The organism is Streptomyces physcomitrii (assembly GCF_012273655.1).
Classification (GTDB): domain Bacteria; phylum Actinomycetota; class Actinomycetes; order Streptomycetales; family Streptomycetaceae; genus Streptomyces; species Streptomyces physcomitrii.
In genome coordinates this window covers 56,748-75,166 of record NZ_JAAWWP010000004.1, presented here as the reverse complement: position 1 = coordinate 75,166, position 18,419 = coordinate 56,748, and the positions used below count along the sequence as shown (strand labels likewise).

14 protein-coding genes and 2 pseudogenes are annotated in these 18,419 nt (G+C 73.6%); 7 read left to right on the top strand and 9 right to left on the bottom strand.

What is annotated here, in order from left to right; all coding sequences use genetic code 11:
* Positions 1–27 precede the first annotated feature (27 nt).
* The 3 genes from ectB to HFV08_RS08165 form a co-directional block, all read right to left on the bottom strand.
* Complete coding sequence (gene ectB / locus HFV08_RS08175; RefSeq protein WP_168537363.1) at positions 28–1,299, bottom strand: diaminobutyrate--2-oxoglutarate transaminase; 1,272 nt, start codon at positions 1,297–1,299, stop codon at positions 28–30.
* 88 nt (positions 1,300–1,387) lie between these two features.
* Complete coding sequence (gene ectA, locus HFV08_RS08170) at positions 1,388–1,894, bottom strand: diaminobutyrate acetyltransferase (RefSeq protein ID WP_168537361.1); 507 nt, start codon at positions 1,892–1,894, stop codon at positions 1,388–1,390.
* 478 nt (positions 1,895–2,372) lie between these two features.
* Positions 2,373–3,473: a pyridoxal-phosphate-dependent aminotransferase family protein gene (locus tag HFV08_RS08165; RefSeq protein WP_168537359.1), complete on the bottom strand. Its 1,101-nt coding sequence runs from the start codon at positions 3,471–3,473 to the stop codon at positions 2,373–2,375.
* Between the two features lie 483 nt (positions 3,474–3,956).
* On the opposite strand from HFV08_RS08165, the gene HFV08_RS08160 reads away from it, so the two are divergent.
* The 3 genes from HFV08_RS08160 to HFV08_RS08150 are packed head-to-tail and all read left to right on the top strand — an operon-like array spanning position 3,957 to position 6,468.
* Positions 3,957–4,802: a transporter substrate-binding domain-containing protein gene (locus HFV08_RS08160; protein WP_168537357.1), complete on the top strand. Its 846-nt coding sequence runs from the start codon at positions 3,957–3,959 to the stop codon at positions 4,800–4,802.
* A complete protein-coding gene (locus HFV08_RS08155; RefSeq protein WP_168537355.1) occupies positions 4,799–5,632 on the top strand; it encodes an amino acid ABC transporter permease in 834 nt (277 codons plus the stop codon). Before HFV08_RS08160 ends, HFV08_RS08155 begins: the two co-directional genes overlap by 4 nt.
* Positions 5,629–6,468 (top strand): amino acid ABC transporter ATP-binding protein, encoded by an 840-nt coding sequence (locus tag HFV08_RS08150; protein ID WP_168537353.1) that lies wholly within the window; start codon positions 5,629–5,631, stop codon positions 6,466–6,468. Before HFV08_RS08155 ends, HFV08_RS08150 begins: the two co-directional genes overlap by 4 nt.
* An 82-nt stretch (positions 6,469–6,550) precedes the next feature.
* On the opposite strand, the gene HFV08_RS08145 is transcribed toward HFV08_RS08150, so the two are convergent.
* Positions 6,551–7,414: an NAD(P)H-binding protein gene (locus HFV08_RS08145; protein ID WP_168537351.1), complete on the bottom strand. Its 864-nt coding sequence runs from the start codon at positions 7,412–7,414 to the stop codon at positions 6,551–6,553.
* A gap of 188 nt (positions 7,415–7,602) precedes the next feature.
* On the opposite strand from HFV08_RS08145, the gene HFV08_RS08140 reads away from it, so the two are divergent.
* From HFV08_RS08140 to HFV08_RS08130, 3 genes are all read left to right on the top strand, one after another.
* Positions 7,603–8,361: a TetR/AcrR family transcriptional regulator gene (locus HFV08_RS08140; protein ID WP_168537349.1), complete on the top strand. Its 759-nt coding sequence runs from the start codon at positions 7,603–7,605 to the stop codon at positions 8,359–8,361.
* A 124-nt stretch (positions 8,362–8,485) separates the two neighbouring features.
* Positions 8,486–9,577 carry an amidohydrolase family protein gene (locus HFV08_RS08135; RefSeq protein ID WP_168537347.1) on the top strand — a complete coding sequence of 364 codons (1,092 nt, stop codon included), beginning with the start codon at positions 8,486–8,488 and terminating at the stop codon, positions 9,575–9,577.
* A gap of 579 nt (positions 9,578–10,156) precedes the next feature.
* Complete coding sequence (locus tag HFV08_RS08130; protein WP_168537342.1) at positions 10,157–11,101, top strand: SCO1860 family LAETG-anchored protein; 945 nt, start codon at positions 10,157–10,159, stop codon at positions 11,099–11,101.
* A 273-nt stretch (positions 11,102–11,374) separates the two neighbouring features.
* Here HFV08_RS08130 and cobC read toward each other — a convergent pair.
* Together cobC and HFV08_RS31110 are read right to left on the bottom strand one after the other, a co-directional pair.
* Positions 11,375–12,427 (bottom strand): annotated as a pseudogene (gene cobC, locus HFV08_RS31115) (Rv2231c family histidinol phosphate aminotransferase CobC); the annotation flags it as partial.
* A 480-nt stretch (positions 12,428–12,907) separates the two neighbouring features.
* A pseudogene (locus HFV08_RS31110) lies at positions 12,908–13,633 on the bottom strand (cobalamin biosynthesis protein); the annotation flags it as partial.
* On the opposite strand from HFV08_RS31110, the gene HFV08_RS08120 reads away from it, so the two are divergent.
* A complete protein-coding gene (locus HFV08_RS08120; RefSeq protein ID WP_168537340.1) occupies positions 13,550–14,278 on the top strand; it encodes a ZIP family metal transporter in 729 nt (242 codons plus the stop codon). The pseudogene HFV08_RS31110 and the gene HFV08_RS08120 sit on opposite strands and share 84 nt — an antisense overlap.
* Positions 14,279–14,286: 8 nt before the next feature.
* On the opposite strand, the gene HFV08_RS08115 is transcribed toward HFV08_RS08120, so the two are convergent.
* From HFV08_RS08115 to HFV08_RS08105, 3 genes are read right to left on the bottom strand one after another with little or no spacing between them, the layout of a single operon-like run.
* The gene (locus HFV08_RS08115) at positions 14,287–15,642 is read right to left on the bottom strand and encodes a cobyrinic acid a,c-diamide synthase CobB (protein WP_168537338.1); all 1,356 of its coding nucleotides are present in this window, start codon (positions 15,640–15,642) and stop codon (positions 14,287–14,289) included.
* Positions 15,639–16,247: a cob(I)yrinic acid a,c-diamide adenosyltransferase gene (cobO, locus tag HFV08_RS08110; protein ID WP_168537336.1), complete on the bottom strand. Its 609-nt coding sequence runs from the start codon at positions 16,245–16,247 to the stop codon at positions 15,639–15,641. Before cobO ends, HFV08_RS08115 begins: the two co-directional genes overlap by 4 nt.
* Positions 16,247–18,355, bottom strand: coding sequence for a putative cobaltochelatase (locus HFV08_RS08105; RefSeq protein WP_168537334.1), 2,109 nt, complete (start codon positions 18,353–18,355; stop codon positions 16,247–16,249). Before HFV08_RS08105 ends, cobO begins: the two co-directional genes overlap by 1 nt.
* Positions 18,356–18,419: the final 64 nt, after the last annotated feature.

Here is an 18,419-nt window from a genome sequence, read left to right as displayed (position 1 = left end):
GCTTGTACGGGGGTGCCCTGCGAGCCGTCAGATGGTCTCGCGCACCGCGCGGGCGAGGATCCGCAGACCCTCGTCCAGCTCTTCGGGGGTGATGGTGAGCGCGGGAAGCAGCTTCACGACCTCGCTCTCGGGGCCCGAGGTCTCGATCAGCAGACCCAGCTCGAAGGCCCGCTTGGCGACGGCCGAGGCCTTCGACTTGTCGCGGAACTCGGCGCCCCAGACCATGCCGCGGCCCCGGTACTGCTTGATCTCGTCGCTGTGCTCCTCGCGCAGCGCGGCCAGGGTCTCCTCGATCTGCTGGCCGCGGCTGAGGGTCTGCTTCTCCATCGCGGCGCCGTCGGTCCAGTAGGTCTCCAGGGCCGCGGCCGCCGTCACGAAGGCGGGGTTGTTGCCGCGGAAGGTGCCGTTGTGCTCACCCGGCTCCCAGATGTCCAGCTCCGGCTTGAACAGGCACAGCGACATGGGCAGTCCGTAGCCGCTGATCGACTTCGAGACCGTCACGATGTCGGGGACGATGCCCGCCTCCTCGAAGGAGAAGAAGGCACCCGTACGGCCGCAGCCCATCTGGATGTCGTCGACGATCAGCAGCATGTCGCGGCGCTTGCACAGCTCGGCGAGCCGGCGCAGCCACTCGACACGGGCCACGTTGATGCCGCCCTCGCCCTGCACCGTCTCCACGATCACCGCGGCGGGGGTGTTCAGGCCGGAGCCCTGGTCGCCGAGGAGCCGCTCGAACCACAGGAAGTCGGGGGTCTTGCCGTCCAGGTAGTTGTCGAACGGCATCGGGGTGCCGTGCACCAGCGGGATACCGGCTCCCGCCCGCTTGAAGGCGTTGCCGGTCACCGCGAGGGAGCCGAGCGACATGCCGTGGAAGGCGTTGGTGAAGGAGACGATCGCCTCGCGGCCCTTGACCTTGCGGGCCAGCTTCAGCGCCGACTCGACGGCGTTGGTGCCCGTGGGGCCGGGGAACATGACCTTGTAGGGCAGGTCCCGGGGGCGCAGGATGATGTTCTGGAAGGACTCCAGGAAGGCGCGCTTGGCCGTGGTCGACATGTCCAGGCCGTGGGTGACGCCGTCGCGCTCCAGGTAGTCGATGAGAGCGCGTTTGAGGACGGCGTTGTTGTGGCCGTAGTTCAGCGAGCCGGCGCCGGCGAAGAAGTCGAGGTAGGCGTGGCCGTCCTCGTCGTACATGTGGCTGCCCTGAGCTCGGTCGAAGACGGCGGGCCAGCCGCGGCAGTAGCTGCGCACTTCCGACTCCAGAGTCTCGAAGACGCTCAGGTCGGGCTGGGTGATGGTCACAGCGATCTCCTGGGAGATGAGGGCTTGCGGGGGGTGTGCGAGGAAGTCCGGGACTGCTCGGACGGCAGGCGGGGGTGCGTCTGTGTGATCACGAAGCTTGGGCCAAGGGGCTGATCCGGTACAGCACCTCGGGCTCGTGTCCCTCTTCGGGAAAGAGACCCGCGTCGAAGAGGGCCGAACGGGCGACATCGGCGCCGCAGCGTTCGGCGAACGAGGTGAACAGCCGCTGGGAGGCGGTGTTGTCGGGGCTGATCGTGGTCTCCAGCGAATCGATTCCGCGCTCGGCCCCGACCTTCGCGGTCAGACCGTCGAGCAGGGCGGAGGCGAGACCCTTGCCCCGCTGCGACTCGTCCACGGCGACCTGCCAGACCATGAGGGTCCGGGGGCGCTCCGGCCGGATGTAGCCGGTGATGAAGCCGACCGGCTCGGCCGACTCCTCCTCGCGGGCCACCACCGAGGTGCCGGCGAAGTCACGGCACCACAGCAGGTAGCTGTACGAGGAGTTGAGGTCGAGGGTCCTGGAGTCCCGGGCGATGCGCCAGATGGCGGCTCCGTCGTCCACCTGAGGGGTGTCGAGCCGCAGTCCCTCCGGCATTTCCACAAAGCTCTGTGGGGCACGTACAAGGTCTGCCTGTGCAGCGGTCATGGAAATTAAATTTACCGAGCTATTCCGAAAATTGCATCGGCAGGCGGGGTTACGGGGAACGCGCTTCTGTGTTATCGCGCGTGCGCGCCCACACGCACGTGCTTCCGGCGAAAGATGGCGATTTGCCCGGGAGATTCTACGCATAACGGAGAGCTTGTGGATTGTGTCACAAGAGCGTAACTCTCTGGAGACCCGGTGGAATTATGTGGTCCGGACTACAGGAAACCTCTGTGTTTAGGTCCCGGAAAACCGGGCAGAAGCGAATGGGAAGCTACGCTGAGATATGCGTACTGGATTATGCGTGGATGTGACACGCGAGGAAATAAGAAATTCCTGTTTCCGTTGAGCCGTACGGGTCGACGCAGTGATCATTTCCTCCTCCTGTTCCCGCCCCGCCACGGAGCGTCGCCGGACCACCGCCCGCATCTCAGCCCCACACCGCCGCGGCCGCCCTGCGTGCCGCGGTCACCTCGGGGGCGCCGCCCAGCGCGATGAGCGCGCCGCCGAGCGCGCTCAGGCTCGCGTCGACCACCTCCGGGGTGGCCAGCGGACCGTAGTGGTTGACCCGGACCATCTCGCCCGCGAGCGCGCCGCCCCCGGCCGCCAGCGGCAGCCCGCCCGCCGGAGCCAGCGCCCGGGCCACCAGGGCGGCGGCGTCGATGCCGCCGGTGGTGCGCAGCGTGGTCGCCACCGGGGCCGCCGCCGCGCTGTCGTGCACAAACGGTTCCAGGCCGCCGCCCATGGCGAGGGCTCCGGCCCGGCAGGCCGCCGCGGCCCGCGCGTGCCGCGCGGTCACCGTGGCCAGGCCGTCCGTCTCGATGCGCTCCAGGCAGGCGTCCAGGGCGAGCATCTCCAGCTGGGCCGGGGCGTGCGGCAGGGCCGCGCGGCCGGCGTCGATCCACCGCTCCTTCCAGTCGAGGAGGGAGAGGTAGGAGCGGCGTGGCGCGCGCTCATTGGCGGCGATGCGCTCCCAGGCGCGCTCGCTGACCGAGACCGCCGAGACGCCCGCCGGACCGCCCATCGCCTTCTGCCCGCCGATGACGCAGAGGTCCACGCCCCACTCCTCGGGCAGCAGCGGCTCCGCGGCGACCGAGGCGACGGCGTCCACCATGAACAGCGCGCCATGTGCCCGGACCGCCTCGCCGATCTCGGCCACCGGGTTGGTGTTGCCGGTCGCCGCCTCCGCGTGCACCAGGGAGACGAAGTCGATCTCCGGACGCGCGGCGAGGGCCTCGGCGATCTGTTCGGGCCGTACCGCGCTGTCGAAGGGCACCGCCAGGTCGACGACCTCGGCGCCGCAGTCGCGCAGCCAGCCGCCGAAGGTCTGGCCGTAGGGACCGGTGATGACGTTCAGTGCGGTGGTGTCCGGGCCCGCGGCCGCGCGGATACAGCCCTCGAGCGGCAGCAGGGCCTCGCCCTGCATGATCAGGACGTCCTGCCGGGTGCCGAGCAGCCGGGCCACCCGCTGCTCGATCGCGGCGAACTGCGCCGCGCTCATCGGCGGCAGGTCGAGGAAGGGGTGGCTCATGGTGTGCGGTCTCCCAGTACGTGTCCGGCTGCCCCGACCCTAGAGCCTCGCCTCCGGTCCGCGCCGGGCCTGTGGAAAACCCGCCGCCCGGCCCGGGAGCGCGCCCGGGAGGGGGCTCGCTGCCGGGGACCGCGAGGTTCCCGGGCGTCCGGCTCCCGGTGCCTTCCCTTTGGTTGGGGCCGGCCAAAGCTTTCCTTATAATCACAGGATGCCGGAGCAGAGGGAGGAGCCGTGGTGCGCGCCGCGCGCCCGTGGCGGATCCCTCCCGCCGGGCCCCTCCCGCCGGACCGGGGCACCGACACAGCGGTGGACGGGTTCCGCGGCTTCGGCCCCCGGGCTCCCGTTTGGCCGTACAGTCGGCACGCTCCCGCACCCGGGGCCCCTGACCGACCGCGCCCGCCCTGGCCGCGACCCGGCCGCCCTTCCCCCGGTACCCCGCCCGCCGCTCCCGGCGGGCCGCCGCATTTCTCCTTGGAGGTTCCCGTGAATCCGACGGTCTTCGGCCGCAGAGCCCGCACCCTCGCCGCCGTCACCGCCGCCGCCGGTCTGGTGCTCGCCGCAGGCTGCTCCTCCGGGGACAAGAAGGGCACCGCCGCGGGCGGCGTCGAGGTGGTCAAGGCGGGCAAGCTGACCACCTGCACCCACCTGCCGTACCCGCCGTTCCAGTCGGAGATCGACGGCAAGGTGCAGGGCTTCGACGTGTCCCTCGTCGACATCGCCGCCAAGAACCTCAAGGTCGAGCAGGACATCGTCGACACCCCCTTCGAGAACTTCAAGACCGGCGCCTTCCTCAACTCCGGCCAGTGCGACCTCGCCGCCGCGGGCATGACGATCACCGAGGAGCGCAAGAAGAACGTCGACTTCTCGGACCCGTACTTCTCCGCCACCCAGGCTGTCCTGGTCGACAGGAAGAGCGGCATCACCTCGCTGGACGACCTCAAGTCCAAGGGCAAGAAGCTCGGCGCCCAGGTGCAGACCACCGGCGAGGAGTACGCGGCGAAGAGGAAGCTCGGCGCGACCTCCTTCGAGAGCTCCGACGCCCTGCTCAACGGGCTGCGCACCGGCCAGGTCCAGGCCGTCATCATCGACTACCCGGTGGTCCAGGGCTGGCTGAAGAACAAGGACAACGCCGAGGCCTTCAAGATCGCCGACAACCTCGACACCGGTGAGCAGTACGGCTTCACCGTGAAGAAGGGCAACACCAAGCTCCTCGCGGCCCTCAACAAGGCCATCCGGGACGCCAAGGCCGACGGCACCTACAAGAAGCTGTACGAGAAGTGGATCGGCCCCTACGAGGCCGCCGCCGAGCCCTCGGCCTCCGCCTCATGAGCGGTGTCGAGGCAGGCCGGACCCCCGTCAAGACCGGTATGACCCGGCGCCGCAAGCGGGCCCTCTCGCGCGGGGCGCAGTACCTGGTCTTCGTCGGCGTCCTCGTCTTCATCGGGCTCTCGGCCGACTGGGGCCGGCTGCGGAACCAGTTCGCCCAGACCGACCTGGCCCAGCGGCTCTTCCCGGACATCATCACCATCGCGCTGCGCAACACGGTGCTCTACACCCTGTCCGGCTTCCTGCTCGGCCTGGTGCTCGGGCTGCTCATCGCGCTGATGCGGCTGTCCTCGGTCGGGCCGTACCGGTGGGTCGCGGGGATCTACATCGAGGTCTTCCGCGGCCTGCCCGCCCTGCTGATCTTCATCTTCGTCGGCGTGGCCGTACCCCTGGCCTTCCCCGGCACCGAGATCCCCGGCGGCACCTACGGCAAGGTCGCCCTCGCGCTCGGTCTGGTCTCCGCCGCGTACATGGCCGAGACCATCCGGGCGGGGATCCAGGCGATCCCCAAGGGGCAGATGGAGGCGGCGCGTTCGCTGGGCTTCTCGCACACCCGGGCCATGGTCTCGATCATCATCCCGCAGGCCTTCCGGGTCGTGATCCCGCCGCTCACCAACGAACTCGTCCTGCTCTTCAAGGACTCCTCGCTGGTGCTCTTCCTCGGCGTGACCCTGGAGGAGCGGGAGCTGACCAAGTTCGGGCGCGACCTGGCCAGCGAGACCGCGAACTCCACCCCGATCCTCGTCGCGGGCCTGTGCTACCTGCTGGTCACCGTCCCGCTCGGTTTCGTGGTGCGCAAACTGGAGGCACGAGCGGCGGAGGCCACCCGATGAGCGAGCACGGCGGCAGCGGACTGCGCAAGGAGACGACCGCGGACCCCGCGCCCGGGCCCGAGATCCTGGTCGAGCAGCTGCACAAGTCCTTCGGCGACAACCACGTACTGCGCGGCATCGACCTGGAGATCCGCCAGGGCGAGGTCGTCTGCGTGATCGGCCCCTCGGGCTCGGGCAAGTCCACCCTGCTGCGGTGCGTGAACCTGCTCGAACAGCCCAGCGGGGGGCGGGTGTTCGTCGGCGGCAGCGAACTCACCCACCCCGATGTGGACATCGATGCCGTACGGCGCCGTATCGGCATGGTCTTCCAGCAGTTCAACCTCTTTCCTCATCTGTCGGTCACCGAGAACCTCGCGCTGCCGCAGCGCAGGGTGCTCGGCCGGGACAAGGCCGCGGCGGGACGTGTCGCGGCCGAGAACCTGGAGCGGGTCGGCCTCGCCGACAAGGCGAAGGCCTTTCCCGCTTCCCTCTCCGGCGGTCAGCAGCAGCGGGTGGCCATCGCCCGCGCGCTGGCGATGGGGCCCGAGGTGATGCTCTTCGACGAGCCCACCTCCGCACTCGACCCCGAACTCGTCGGTGACGTCCTCGCGGTGATGCGCATGCTCGCCGACGAGGGCATGACGATGATGGTCGTCACCCACGAGATGAGCTTCGCCCGCGAGGTCGCGGACCGGGTCGTCTTCATGGACGACGGGGTGATCGTCGAGGAGGGGCCGCCGGCCGAGGTCATCGGCAATCCGCGGCACGAGCGCACCCGCCACTTCCTGGCCCGGGTCCTCGACCCGGCCGCGGCCCAGGTCGAAGAGGGCATGCCGCCCGTCGACAAGCGGCCGTAGCCCCGCCGGGCCCTCGCCGCAGGGCCCGTCCCCGGCGCATCGGACCCTCCCGGGCGCCTTGGTCCGGACACCCGGCGGCCCTTCAGTGGGCCGCCGGGAGCGCCGCCGCCAGCACCTCCCGCATCGTCGTGGCCGGTCGGCCGACGCGCTTCGGCAGCTCCGGTCCCACCTCGGCGAACTCGCCCGCACGGCTCGCGGCGAACATGCCCAGGTACAGCTCCGCCGCCTCCTCGGGCAGGCCCTGGGCGCGCAGCGACTCCCGGTACACGGAGTCCGGGACGACCACCCGGCGTATCGGCCGCCCCGCCAACTCCGAGGCGAGCACGGCGACTTCCGCCATGTCGAGCGCCTCGGCACCGGTCAGGCCCGGGGTCGGTCCCTGGGGGCCGTCCTCGGTCAGCGCGACGGCCGCCGCCTCGGCCAGATCCGCGTGGGCGGTCCAGGAGACCGGCCCGTCCTCCGGCAGGACCAGTTCGCCGCTCTCCAGGGCGGCGGGCAGCAGCGCCGCCGCAAAGGAGGCGTAGAAGCCGTTGCGCAGCGAGGTCCAGGGCAGTCCGGACTCCCGCAGCAGCCGCTCGGTGGCGGCGTGGGTGTGCATGGGGGAGAAGGCCGAGGCGGCGCCGGCTGCCTGATGGCTGGTGTAGAAGAGGTGGTCCGCCCCGGCGCTCGCGGCGGCCTCGACGGCCGCGCGGTGCGCGCGCAGGGCGCTCTCGCCGGTCCGGCCGACGGACACCAGCAGGATCCGGGAGGCCCCCTCGAAGGAGTGGGCGAGGCTGCCCGGGTCGAGGAAGTCGCCCCGGCGGACGCGTACGCCGGACTCCTCCAGCTCCGCCGCCTTGCCCGGATCGCGGACGCTCACGCCGAGCTGTCCGGCGGGCACCCGGGTGAGCAGCCGCTCCACGACGGCCCGGCCGAGCTGACCGCCGGCTCCGGTGACGATGATCATGAGGTTCCCCCTCTGTCCGTGTACGTATGGGTGCGGTGACGCCTGGGCGTGTGCGGTGGCACAGCGGTCCCGGCGGGCACGGAAGCGTGCTCCGGAGGGATTCCGAAACCGCTGCTTCCATCGCTAACGACTTCACCGTAGCATCGTTACGAGAGGAGTGCTAACGTGCTCCTGTTATCGTTGGAAACATGCCTGGAGAGCTGCCTGCCGATGTGCACGACACGACGACCTCGCCCGTCCCGACCGGCCCCGCGGTCGAGCGCGGTCCCCGCGAGCGCATCCTCGACGCCACCACCGCACTTCTCGCCGAGGGCGGGCGGGAGGCCGTCTCGACCCGGGCGGTCGGTGCCGCCGCGGGAGTGCAGGCCCCGACGATCTACCGGCTGTTCGGCGACAAGCAGGGGCTGTTCGACGCCGTGGCCGCCGAGGGCTTCCGGGCCTATCTCGACAGCAAGACGGCCCGGGAGCCCCTCACCGACCCGGTGGACGACCTCCGCGCGGGCTGGGATCTGCACATCGGCTTCGGCCTGGCCAATCCCGCGCTCTACCAGCTCATGTGCGAGCCGCGCCCCGGAGCGGTACCGCCCGCGGCGGCCGCCGGTGCCGATATCCTCGCCGCCCATATCCGCCGGATCGCCGAGGCGGGGCGGCTGCGGATCGGCGAGGAGCGGGCCACCCATCTCGTCCAGGCCGCCGGGACCGGGGCCGCCCTCACCCTGATCGCCATGCCCGAGGAGCGCCGCGACCTCGATCTCTCGCTCGACGCCCGGGAGGCCGTCATCGCCGCGATCACCACCGAGGCCCCCGTCCTGGCCGACCCCGGGCCGGTCGGTGCCGCCGTGGCGCTGCGTGCCGCCCTGCCGGGGGCCACCGCCCTGACCGACCTCGAACGCGCCCTGCTGCGGGAGTGGCTCGACCGCATCGCGGGCACCGCCGAACCGCGCTGAGGCCTCGGCCGCGCGGCCGGTGGCGGACGGGTTCGGTGCCCCGCCGAGAGGCCCGATCCGGCGGGCGGTCGGGCGGCCCGAAGGGGCCTCCTGCGGGGCGCCCGGACGGGTTTAGGGTGCGGGCATGAGCGATCACACGGTGCTGCACGTGAAGGGGCGGGTTCTCCTCGGGCCCGAGGAGGTACGGGACGAGCTCTGGGTGGTCTCCGGCCGCGTCACCTACCAGCGGCCGGCCGGAGCGCGCGAGGTGCGCACCGTGGAGGGCTGGGCGCTGCCGGGGCTCGTCGACGCCCACTGCCATGTGGGGCTCGACGCGCACGGACCGGTGCCCGACGAGGTCGCGGAGAAGCAGGCGCTCACCGACCGGGAGGCGGGCACCCTGCTGATCCGGGACGCCGGTTCGCCCTCGGACACCCGCTGGATCGACGAACGGGAGGACCTGCCGAAGATCATCCGGGCGGGCCGCCACATCGCCCGCACCCGCCGCTACATCCGCAACTTCGCGCACGAGATCGAGCCGGAGGACCTGGTCGCCTATGTCGCCCAGGAGGCCCGCCGCGGCGACGGCTGGGTCAAGCTCGTCGGCGACTGGATCGAGCGGGAGGCCGGGGACCTCACCCCGTGCTGGCCGCGCGAGGCCGTCGAGGCGGCGATCGCCGAGGCGCACCGGCTCGGGGCCCGGGTCACCGCGCACTGCTTCGCCGAGGACTCGCTGCGCGACCTCGTCGAGGCGGGCATCGACTGCATTGAGCACGCCACCGGGCTGACCGAGGAGACCATCCCGCTCTTCGCCGAGCGCGGGGTCGCCATCGTGCCCACCCTCGTCAACATCGCCACCTTCCCGAAGCTCGCCGCGGGCGGCGAGGAGAAGTTCCCGCGCTGGTCGGCCCATATGCGCAGGCTGTACGAGCGCCGGTACGACACCGTGCGGGCGGCCTACGACGCCGGGGTGCCGGTCTTCGTCGGCACCGACGCGGGCGGCTCGCTGCCGCACGGGCTGGTCGCCGAGGAGGTCGCCGAGCTGGTCACGGCGGGCATCCCGCCCCTGGAGGCGCTCTCGGCCACCACCTGGGGCGCCCGCTCCTGGCTCGGCCGCCCCGGCCTGGAGGAGGGCGCCCCCGCCGACCTCGTGGTCTACGACAGCGACCCGCGCGCGGACGTACGGGTCCTGGCCGCCCCGCGGCGGATCGTGGTGAACGGCCGTGTGACCGCCTGAGGTCCGAGGGCGCGGGTCGCGTGATCTCGGAGCCCGGAGCCCGGAGCACGGGGGTGGGGGGCGGGCCCGGGTCCCAGCGCAAAACACGAGGTCTCAGTTCCCAGGCCTGAGGCCGAGGCGTGAGTTGTGAGGCCTGAAGCCTGATGAGGCGTGAGCTGCGAGGCCTGATGCCTGAGTTGTGGGGCGGGTGCGGAGGAAAGCGCGCGTGATGGCGCAGGGTTGACCGAGGCGTGACGTGGGGTGGACGGGGCTCGTTCTCTTCCCCCGTTCCTGTGCGGGCGTCAACTTGCGTACGCGGTCGGTGTGATGGGCCCGGTCTGGTTGAGGTGCCGTGGTGAGCGGTGCGGTTCCCGTGGTTCCGTGCGGGGCGGCGGCTGGGGCGTCGGGGAAGTCCTGTGGTCAGGGAATCGAATGCGGGAGCGGAAACCCCCCTTTGGGGTGAACTCACTCCAGGTTGCCGCCTGTTCACTCCATGTGCGTAAGGATTCCGGGCACGGACACCGCACCGCCGTTGCCGGTCCCCCAGTGCGCGGCGGAGGCGGGGTCCCTCACCAATGTCTCCTGTGAGGTCCCACCACCTTGAACAGCAACACTTTCCGCATGCCCGTACGCCGTCTCGCCGCCACCTCGGCGAGCCTCGCGCTGCTCACCGCGCCCGCGGCGCTCGCCACCACCGGCACCGCGCACGCCACCACGGAGCAGGGCCGGGCGAGCGCCGTCGTGCTGCGTACCGGGCTCGATGTCTCCCTGCTCGACAAGACCGTGCAGGTGCCGCTGGACCTCAGCCTCAACGAGGTCCAGGCGCCCCGGAGTTCGGAGAAGACGGCGCTGACGGCCACCCTGGACGGCGTCGACCACGGCAAGCCCTTCACCGTACTGCGGGCCGATGCGGCCTCCGCCGAGGCAGAGGTGACCAAGCACAAGGCCGAGGGACGTACCGAACTCGCGCACGCCAAGGTGCATGTGCCCGGGCTGCCGCTGCTCTCGCTGATCGAGGTGGGCGCGGTGTCCTCCCGTGCCACCTGCGAGGCCGGTAGGAAGCCCGTCGCCGAGGCCGATCTGCTCGGCGCGGTCACCGTGCTCGGCAAGAAGGTCTCGCTGACCACCGGCGGCACCACCGAGGTCAAGGTCCCGGGGGTCGGCGAGGTCGGCCTCGCGCTGTCCTCGACCCGTACCACCTCGCGTACCGCGGCGGCCTCCGCGCTCGAACTCAAGGTCTCGGTCAACCCCCTGGAGCTGAACGTCGCCGAGGTCGAGGGCACCGTCACCCTCGCGGGCGCCACCTGCGAGGCGCCCACCGCACCCCCGGCCGCCAAGCCGCAGCCGAAGCCCGAGAAGCCGGTGGCTGACGTCGAGCCGAAGACCTCCGAGGCGAAGCCCGAGCAGAACCTGGCCGAGACCGGCGGCAGTTCCACCACCCCGTACCTCGCGGGCGGCGGCGCCGTACTGCTCGGGCTGGGCGGTGGCGCGGTGCTCCTCGCGCGGCGCAACCGGAACAACCGCGCGAGCCGCAGCGGTAGTTGAGGGCTTGCCTCCGGGGTCGCTCTGACCCGGGAGCGGCAGTCCTGGGACGGATGATCCGGGGCCGAGCGCTCCTGTGACCACCGCTCCCAGGGACCACCGCTCCCAGGGACCACCGCTCCCAGGGACCACCGCTCCCAGGGACCACCGCTCCCAGGGACCACCGCTCCCAGGGACCACCGCTCCCAGGGACTCCCGCACCCAGGGGCTCCGGCCGGCTCCCGGGGACTGCCACTCCCCGGGAGCGGCAATCCCCCGCTGCCCCGGTTACCGCACTCAGCCCCTGCCGAGGGCCTCGTCCAGGGCCCGCAGAAAGCTCCTCGTGGTGGCCTCCCCGCGTACCGCGAGCCGGAGCCAGTCGCGGTCCAGGCCGGGGAAGGTGTCGCCGCGCCGGACCGCGAAGCCGAGGGTGCGCAGCCGGTCGCGCAGTGCCTCGGCGCCGGGGGCGCGGAGCAGGACGAAGGGGCCCTCGGCGCCGCGGACGTACTCGAGGCCCCGGGCGCCGAGGCCCTCGCACAGGCGGGCGCGGTCGGCGGCGACGGTCCGGGCGGCGGCCTCGGCCTCGGCCAGGGCGCGGGGTTCCATGCAGGCCTCGGCCGCCGCCAGGGCGGGTGAGGAGACCGGCCACAGCGGCTGGGCGCGCTCCAGGGCGGCCACGGTCTCGGGTGGTGCCAGTACGTAGCCGATGCGCAGTCCGGCGAGGCCCCAGGTCTTGGTGAGGCTGCGCAGGACCACGAGGCCCGGTAGGTCGGTGCGCGCGGCCAGGCTCTCGCGTTCGCCCGGGACCGCGTCCATGAAGGCCTCGTCCACCACCAGGCAGCGGCCGGGGCGGGCGAGCCGGGCGAGCTGTGCGGCCGGGTGCAGTACCGAGGTCGGGTTGGTCGGGTTGCCGAGCACGACCAGGTCCGCGCTCTCGGGCACCGCCGCCGGGTCCAGCCGGAAGCCGTCCTCGGCACGCAGCAGTACCCGTTCCACCGGGTGGCCGGCGTCCCGCAGCGCGGCCTCGGGCTCGGTGAACTGCGGGTGCACCACGACCGGTCGGCGCACCGCGAGCGCCCGTGCGAGCAGCACGAAGGCCTCCGCCGCGCCCGAGGTGAGCAGCACCCGCTCCTCGGGCAGCCCGTGCCGCGCCGCCACCGCCCCGCGCGCCGCCCGGCCGTCGGGGTAGGCGGCGAGCCCCGGCAGGGTGGCGGCGATGCGCTCGGCCAGCCAGGCCGGGGGAGTGCCGGTGCGCACATTGACCGCGAGGTCCGTCAACCCGGCGCCCCTGTCGCGTACTTCGGCGTCACCGTGGTGCCGCAGATCGTGTCCGGGGTCGGTGCGCGGGGGAGTGTTCATGGCCGCCGTGAGTCCTCGTTCAAGGGCGGGGGCGCGGCCGGAGCCGCCCCGGTGCCGGTCGCTGTCTCTGCTCACTGTCCCGGTGTCCGGCGCTGCCCGGGGCCCGGCTCCGGGCCTGGCATCCGCCCCGGTCCCGGTCCCGCGCAGCACCACCACCCGTTCCCCCTCCCGGGCGGCGCGGACGGCGATCGCGTCCCCTTCCGCCGCCCCGGGGCCACCGCCGTACCGAAGGACCCGGACGCCAGGCCGCAGCAGGGAGCGTACGGATGCCTCGGGCGCGTGCCCGGGATCCGCCGGAGTCCGCTCCGGCACCAGGACGAGTGTGGCCTGCCGTAGTGCCGCCGCCACCGCCGGTGCGCCGCCGCCCGTACCCGACTCCCCGTCCCCCACGCCGGCCTCGACGAGGCTGCCGGACCGGTGCTCGCCCTCCCGGCCCCCGCCCGCACCCGCGAGACGTACCACCGCGCAGGTGGCCCGGGCCGGGCTGCCCGCCGACTTCCGCTTCGGTACGAGGAGTTCCCCGCCCCTGGCCCCCGCCTCGGCCAGCGCCGCCGCCTCGGCGACCGAGGGGGTGCCGAGGGCGGTGCGGACCCGCGCGGAGGGGTGCGGGACCGGGACGGCCGCCAGTTCCGCGGCCGGGCGGGCGCGCAGCGGGACGCCGAGCCGGGTGGCGGCCCGGAGGAGGCCGGGTTCGCCGTTCCGGGTCTCGGCCGTGACCAGGGCGGCGAGGCTCAGCGGGGACAGGCCGCCGTCCCGGAGCGCGGCCCGTACCAGGGTCAGCACCTCCTCGGCCGGGACGTCCCGGGAGGCGCCCACCCCGACCAGGAGCGAGGCCGGACGCCGTACCGCCGCTCCGCACGGCGGCGAACCGAGCCGGTCGTCCACCGGCAGCGGGCCGCTCGGCCCCGGATCCACCGACGGCGAGCCACCCGCCGAGGGACTGGCCGGCTCGGGCTCGGTCGCCGAGGGAGCGGTCGGCTCGGGCTCGGTGGCCGACGGGCCGGTCGGCCCCGGCCCCGCCGCCGACGGGCCCGCCCGCGACGGAGCCCCCGGCTCCGGACTCTCCGCCCCGCGCGGCGTGCACGCCGTCGGGTGATCGGCTAGCAAGGGGGCATGGCCGTGCTCGTGGCGCTGGGATCGCTGGTGATGACGCTGGTCGGCGGCTGGGCCGCGCGGCGGGTCACCGACCGGCTGCATCTGGTGCTCGGCTTCGCGGGCGGGCTGATGCTCGGGGTGGTCGGGCTCGACCTGCTGCCGGAGGCCTTCGAGGCCGCGCACCAGGACTGGTACGGAGTGCCCGCCGCCCTGGTGCTCTTCGTCGGCGGCTTCCTGCTCGCCCATCTCGCCGAGCGGCTGCTCGCCCTGCGCGAGGCCGAGCACGGGGCGCACAACGGAGGCGGGACGCGGGAGCTGGGGCTCGGCGCGGCCGGGGCGATGGTCGGGCACAGCCTGGCCGACGGCGTCGCGATCGGCGCCTCCTTCCAGGTGGACGCGCGGATAGGCGCGACCGTCGCGGTCGCCGTGATCGCCCATGACTTCGCCGACGGCTTCAACACCTACACGCTGGCCGCCGGCCTCGGGAACGCCCACGGCAAGGCGCTGGCCCTGCTGCTCGCGGACGCGCTCGCGCCGATCGCGGGCGCCGCCTCCACCCTCCTGTTCACCATTCCGGAGCAGGCGCTCGGCTGCTGTCTCGGCTTCTTCGCGGGCACCCTGCTCTACATCGCCGCGGCCGAGATCCTGCCCGAGGCCAGTCACCGGCATCCGGCCCGCTCCACCCTGCTGTGCACCCTCGCGGGGACCGCGCTGATGTGGCTGGTGATCGGGACCGCCGGCGGCTGAGACGGGGCTCATGGCGCGGCACACCGCTCGGTGAACCTGCGCGCCGCCCCGGGCCGCCCCGCCCAGTGGGTGTGCAGATAGCTGGCGTGCACCTGCTGCTGCAGGAAGCCCTCGGTGCGCCGCTGCGGGGAGGTGAAGCCCCAGGCGGGCGAGGCCCCCGCGCCCGGGGTGACGGCCGTACGGTGGAACTCGTGCCCCCGGGCCCGGCCGCCCGCCGCGTCGAGGGGGCCGTCCGCGAGGGCGACGGCCTCGCGGTAGCCGAGCGTCAGCCGCCCGGACATCCGCGCCTCGGCGTCCAGGACCCCGCACATCGGCCGCCCGTCCAGGGACCGGCTGAGGTAGAGCAGCCCGGCGCACTCGGCGGCCAGCGGGGCGCCCGAGGCGGCGAGGTCCGCCACCGACGTGCGCAGCGGTTCGTTGGCGGACAGCTCGGGCCCGTACATCTCCGGGAAGCCGCCGCCGATCACCAAGCCCGCGGTCCGCTCCGGCAGTTGCTCCTCGCGCAGCGGGTCGAAGGGGACCACCTCGGCACCGGCCGCGGTGAGGAGTTCCGCGTGCTCGGCGTAGGAGAAGGTGAAGGCGGCGCCGCCCGCGACCGCGATCCGCGGCCGACCGGGCACGGCGGGCCCCACGGCCGCGGCCGGGTCCCAGGCCGGGGCGTCCAGCGGCGGCGCGCTCCGGGCCAGGGCGTACAGGGCGTCGAGGTCGCAGCCCAGGGCGACCTGGGCGGCCATCGCCTCGACCGCCGTGAGCGCCTCGGTGTGCCGCTCGGCCACCGGGACCAGGCCCAGGTGCCGGGAGGGCGTGTCCACCTGGGGAGCGCGGCGCAGCACGCCGACGACGGGTACCCCGGACTCCTCCAGGCCCTCGCGAAGCAGCTCCTCGTGCCGGTCGGAGGCGACCTTGTTGAGGATGACCCCGGCCAGCCGCACGCCCGGGTCCCAGGAGGCGAAGCCGTGCACCAGGGCGGCCACCGAGCGGGACTGCGAGGAGGCGTCGACGACGAGGACGACCGGGGCCCGCAGGAGCTTGGCTACCTGGGCCGTGGAGCTGAGTTCGCCCGCGCCCGCGGCCCCGTCGAAGAGGCCCATCACCCCCTCGACCACGGCCAGTCCGCAGCCCCGGGCGCCGTGCGCGAAGAGCGGCGCGATCAGCTCCGTACCGCACATGTAGGCGTCGAGGTTGCGGCCCGGGCGGCCGGTGGCCAGGGAGTGGTAGCCGGGGTCGATGTAGTCGGGGCCCACCTTGTGCGGGGAGACGGCGAGGCCGCGGGCGGTGAAGGCGGCCATCAGGCCCGTGGCGACGGTGGTCTTGCCGCTGCCGGAGGCGGGCGCGGCGACGACCAGCCGGGGCACGGAGTTCACCACTCGATCCCCCGCTGGCCCTTCTGGCCCTCGTCCATGGGGTGCTTGACCTTGGTCATCTCGGTCACCAGGTCGGCGAAGCCGAGGAGTTCGGGCGGGGCGTTGCGGCCGGTGATCACCACATGCTGGGTGCCGGGCCGCTGCCGCAGTACGGAGATCACCTCGGCGGTGTCGATCCAGCCCCAGTGCAGCGGGTAGGCGAACTCGTCGAGGACGTAGAGCCGGTAGCGTTCGGCCGCCAGATCGCGCTTGACCTGCTCCCAGCCCTCGCGGGCCTTGTCCTCATTGGTCGACTCGCCCTCGGCGGGCGCCCGCTGGATCCAGGACCAGCCCTCGCCCATCTTGTGCCAGTCGACGGTGCCGCCCTCGCCGGAGGCGCCGAGGGTGCGCAGCGCGTTCTCCTCGCCGACCTTCCACTTCGCCGACTTCACGAACTGGAACACCCCGATCGGCCAGCCCTGGTTCCAGGCCCGCAGCGCGAGCCCGAAGGCCGCGGTCGACTTGCCCTTGCCGGGGCCGGTGTGCACGAAGACCAGCGGCCGGTTGCGGCGCTGGCGGGTGGTGAGCCCGTCGTCGGGGACGACGGACGGCTTTCCCTGCGGCATCAGGCTGCCCTCCTGGCGGTCGGGGCCGACTGGACGTCCTTGACCAGACCGGCGAGCGAGTCGGCGCGCAGCTCGTCCAAGGTGGTGGCGGTGCCGCCGAGTTCGCGCGCGAGCTGCCCGGCGAGGCCGAGCCGGACCGGCCCCGTCTCGCAGTCGACGACCACCGAGGCGGTGCCCTCGGCGGCGAAGAGCCGGGCGGCGCGGGCGGCGTGGGCCAGCGGGTCGGGGCCGCCGGTGGCCCGCCCGTCGGTGACCAGGACGAGCAGCGGGCGGCGCGCCGGGTCGCGCAGCCGCTCCACCCGCAGCGCCTCGTGGGCACGGAGCAGACCGGCGGCGAGCGGGGTGCGGCCTCCGGTGGGCAGCGTCTCCAGGCGCGCGGCGGCGGCGTCCACCGAGGAGGTCGGCGGCAGTGCGAGCTCGGCGGCGGCACCGCGGAAGGTCACCAGGCCGACCTTGTCGCGCCGCTGGTAGGCGTCCAGGAGCAGCGAGAGCACCGCGCCCTTGACCGCGCCCATCCTCCTGCGGGCCGCCATCGAACCGGAGGCGTCCACCACGAAGAGGACCAGATTGCCCTCGCGGCCCTCCCGGGTGGCCTGCCGCAGATCGTCCCGGCGCACCACGAGTCCCGCCCCGCTGCGGCCCCTCGCCCGCTGGTGCGGCGCCGCGGCCTGCACGGTCGCCGCCAGATGCAGCTTGGTCAGCGTCCCGCGCGGCCTGCGGGCGCCGGTGGTCCTGCCGTGCTCGGTACGCGCCCGGGAGCGCCGCCCGGCCGCCCCCTCGCCGAGGCCCGGCACGCTCAGCACCTTCGTACGGAAGGGCTCGCCCGCGCCCACGGCCCGCTGCTCGCCGCCCGCGCCCGAGGGCTGGGGCTCACCGCGGCCCTGCCCGGGGACCTCGGCGCCGGGCTCCCCGGGCGCATCAGAGGTCTCCGACTCGGCCCGGCCGCCGTCCGCCGGGTCCTGATCCGCCGGGGGCCGCCCGCCGCCGTCGGGGCCATCCGGGCCGTCGGGGCCTCCGGGGCCGCCGTCCGGGTCGTCCTCGGGGCCGCCTTCAGGGCCGCTTCCGGGGCCGCCGTCGCCGCCGGGCGGCGGGTCCTCGGGGCCGAACTCCTCCAGGGTCTCGTCGAGTTTCTCCTCGTCCAGGCCCGGGGCGTCGAAGGGGTTGCGGCGCCGCCGGTGCGGCAGCGCGAGCAGGGCGGCCTGCCGTACGTCCTCCTCGCGGACCTCCTCGCGGCCCGCCCAGGCGGCCAGCGCGGTCGCGGTGCGGGCCATCACCAGGTCCGCGCGCATCCCGTCGACCTCGAAGGCGGCGCAGGTCGCCGCGATCTGGCGGAGCACCCCGTCGCCGAGCCGCACCGCGGGCAGCAGCGCGCGGGCCGCGGCGACACGTTCCCGCAGCGCGCCCTCCTCGGCGGCCCAGCGCCCGGCGAAGGCCTCCGGGTCCTCGTCGTAGGCCAGGCGCCGCCGGACCACCTCGACCCGCTGGTCCGGCTCCCGGGAGGCGGCGACCTCCACGGTCAGCCCGAACCGGTCGAGCAACTGCGGCCGCAGCTCGCCCTCCTCGGGGTTCATCGTGCCGACCAGGAGGAAGCGCGCGGCATGCCGTACGGAGACGCCCTCGCGCTCCACATAGGAGGCGCCCATCGCGGCCGCGTCGAGGAGCAGGTCGACCAGGTGGTCGTGGAGCAGGTTGACCTCGTCCACGTAGAGGATGCCGCGGTGCGCGTCGGCGAGCAGGCCCGGTTCGAAGGCCTTGACGCCCTCGGCGAGCGCCCGCTCGATGTCGAGCGCGCCGACCAGGCGGTCCTCGGAGGCGCCGACCGGCAGTTCGACCATCCGGGCCGGCCGCGCCGCGCTCTCACCGGGGCGGTGCGGGCCGTCCGGGCAGCCGGGGTCGGGCGCCGCCGGATCGCAGGAGAAGCGGCAGCCGGGGACCGTGGACACCGCGGGCAGCAGCGCCGAAAGGGCCCGTACCGCCGTGGACTTGGCGGTGCCCTTCTCGCCGCGGACGAGCACACCGCCGACCGCCGGGGACACGGCGTTCAGCAGCAGCGCCAGGCGCAGGTCGTCCTGGCCCACCAGCGCGGTGAACGGATAGGGGGTGCTCATGCGTCGCCCTCCAGATTGCCTTCGGGTGCGGGGTGTACGGGGTGTGCGGGGGCGCTGCCGGGTA

Excerpts from the sequence above, each read along its gene's own strand:
- ectA (WP_168537361.1), bottom strand. The coding sequence starts at position 1,894 with ATGCCGGAGGGACTGCGGCTCGACACCCCTCAGGTGGACGACGGAGCC.
- HFV08_RS08165 (WP_168537359.1), bottom strand. The coding sequence starts at position 3,473 with ATGAGCCACCCCTTCCTCGACCTGCCGCCGATGAGCGCGGCGCAGTTC.
- HFV08_RS08155 (WP_168537355.1), top strand. The coding sequence starts at position 4,799 with ATGAGCGGTGTCGAGGCAGGCCGGACCCCCGTCAAGACCGGTATGACC.
- HFV08_RS08150 (WP_168537353.1), top strand. The coding sequence starts at position 5,629 with ATGAGCGAGCACGGCGGCAGCGGACTGCGCAAGGAGACGACCGCGGAC.
- HFV08_RS08145 (WP_168537351.1), bottom strand. The coding sequence starts at position 7,414 with ATGATCATCGTCACCGGAGCCGGCGGTCAGCTCGGCCGGGCCGTCGTG.
- HFV08_RS08140 (WP_168537349.1), top strand. The coding sequence starts at position 7,603 with ATGCCTGGAGAGCTGCCTGCCGATGTGCACGACACGACGACCTCGCCC.
- HFV08_RS08135 (WP_168537347.1), top strand. The coding sequence starts at position 8,486 with ATGAGCGATCACACGGTGCTGCACGTGAAGGGGCGGGTTCTCCTCGGG.
- HFV08_RS08120 (WP_168537340.1), top strand. The coding sequence starts at position 13,550 with ATGGCCGTGCTCGTGGCGCTGGGATCGCTGGTGATGACGCTGGTCGGC.
- cobO (WP_168537336.1), bottom strand. The coding sequence starts at position 16,247 with ATGCCGCAGGGAAAGCCGTCCGTCGTCCCCGACGACGGGCTCACCACC.
- HFV08_RS08105 (WP_168537334.1), bottom strand. The coding sequence starts at position 18,355 with ATGAGCACCCCCTATCCGTTCACCGCGCTGGTGGGCCAGGACGACCTG.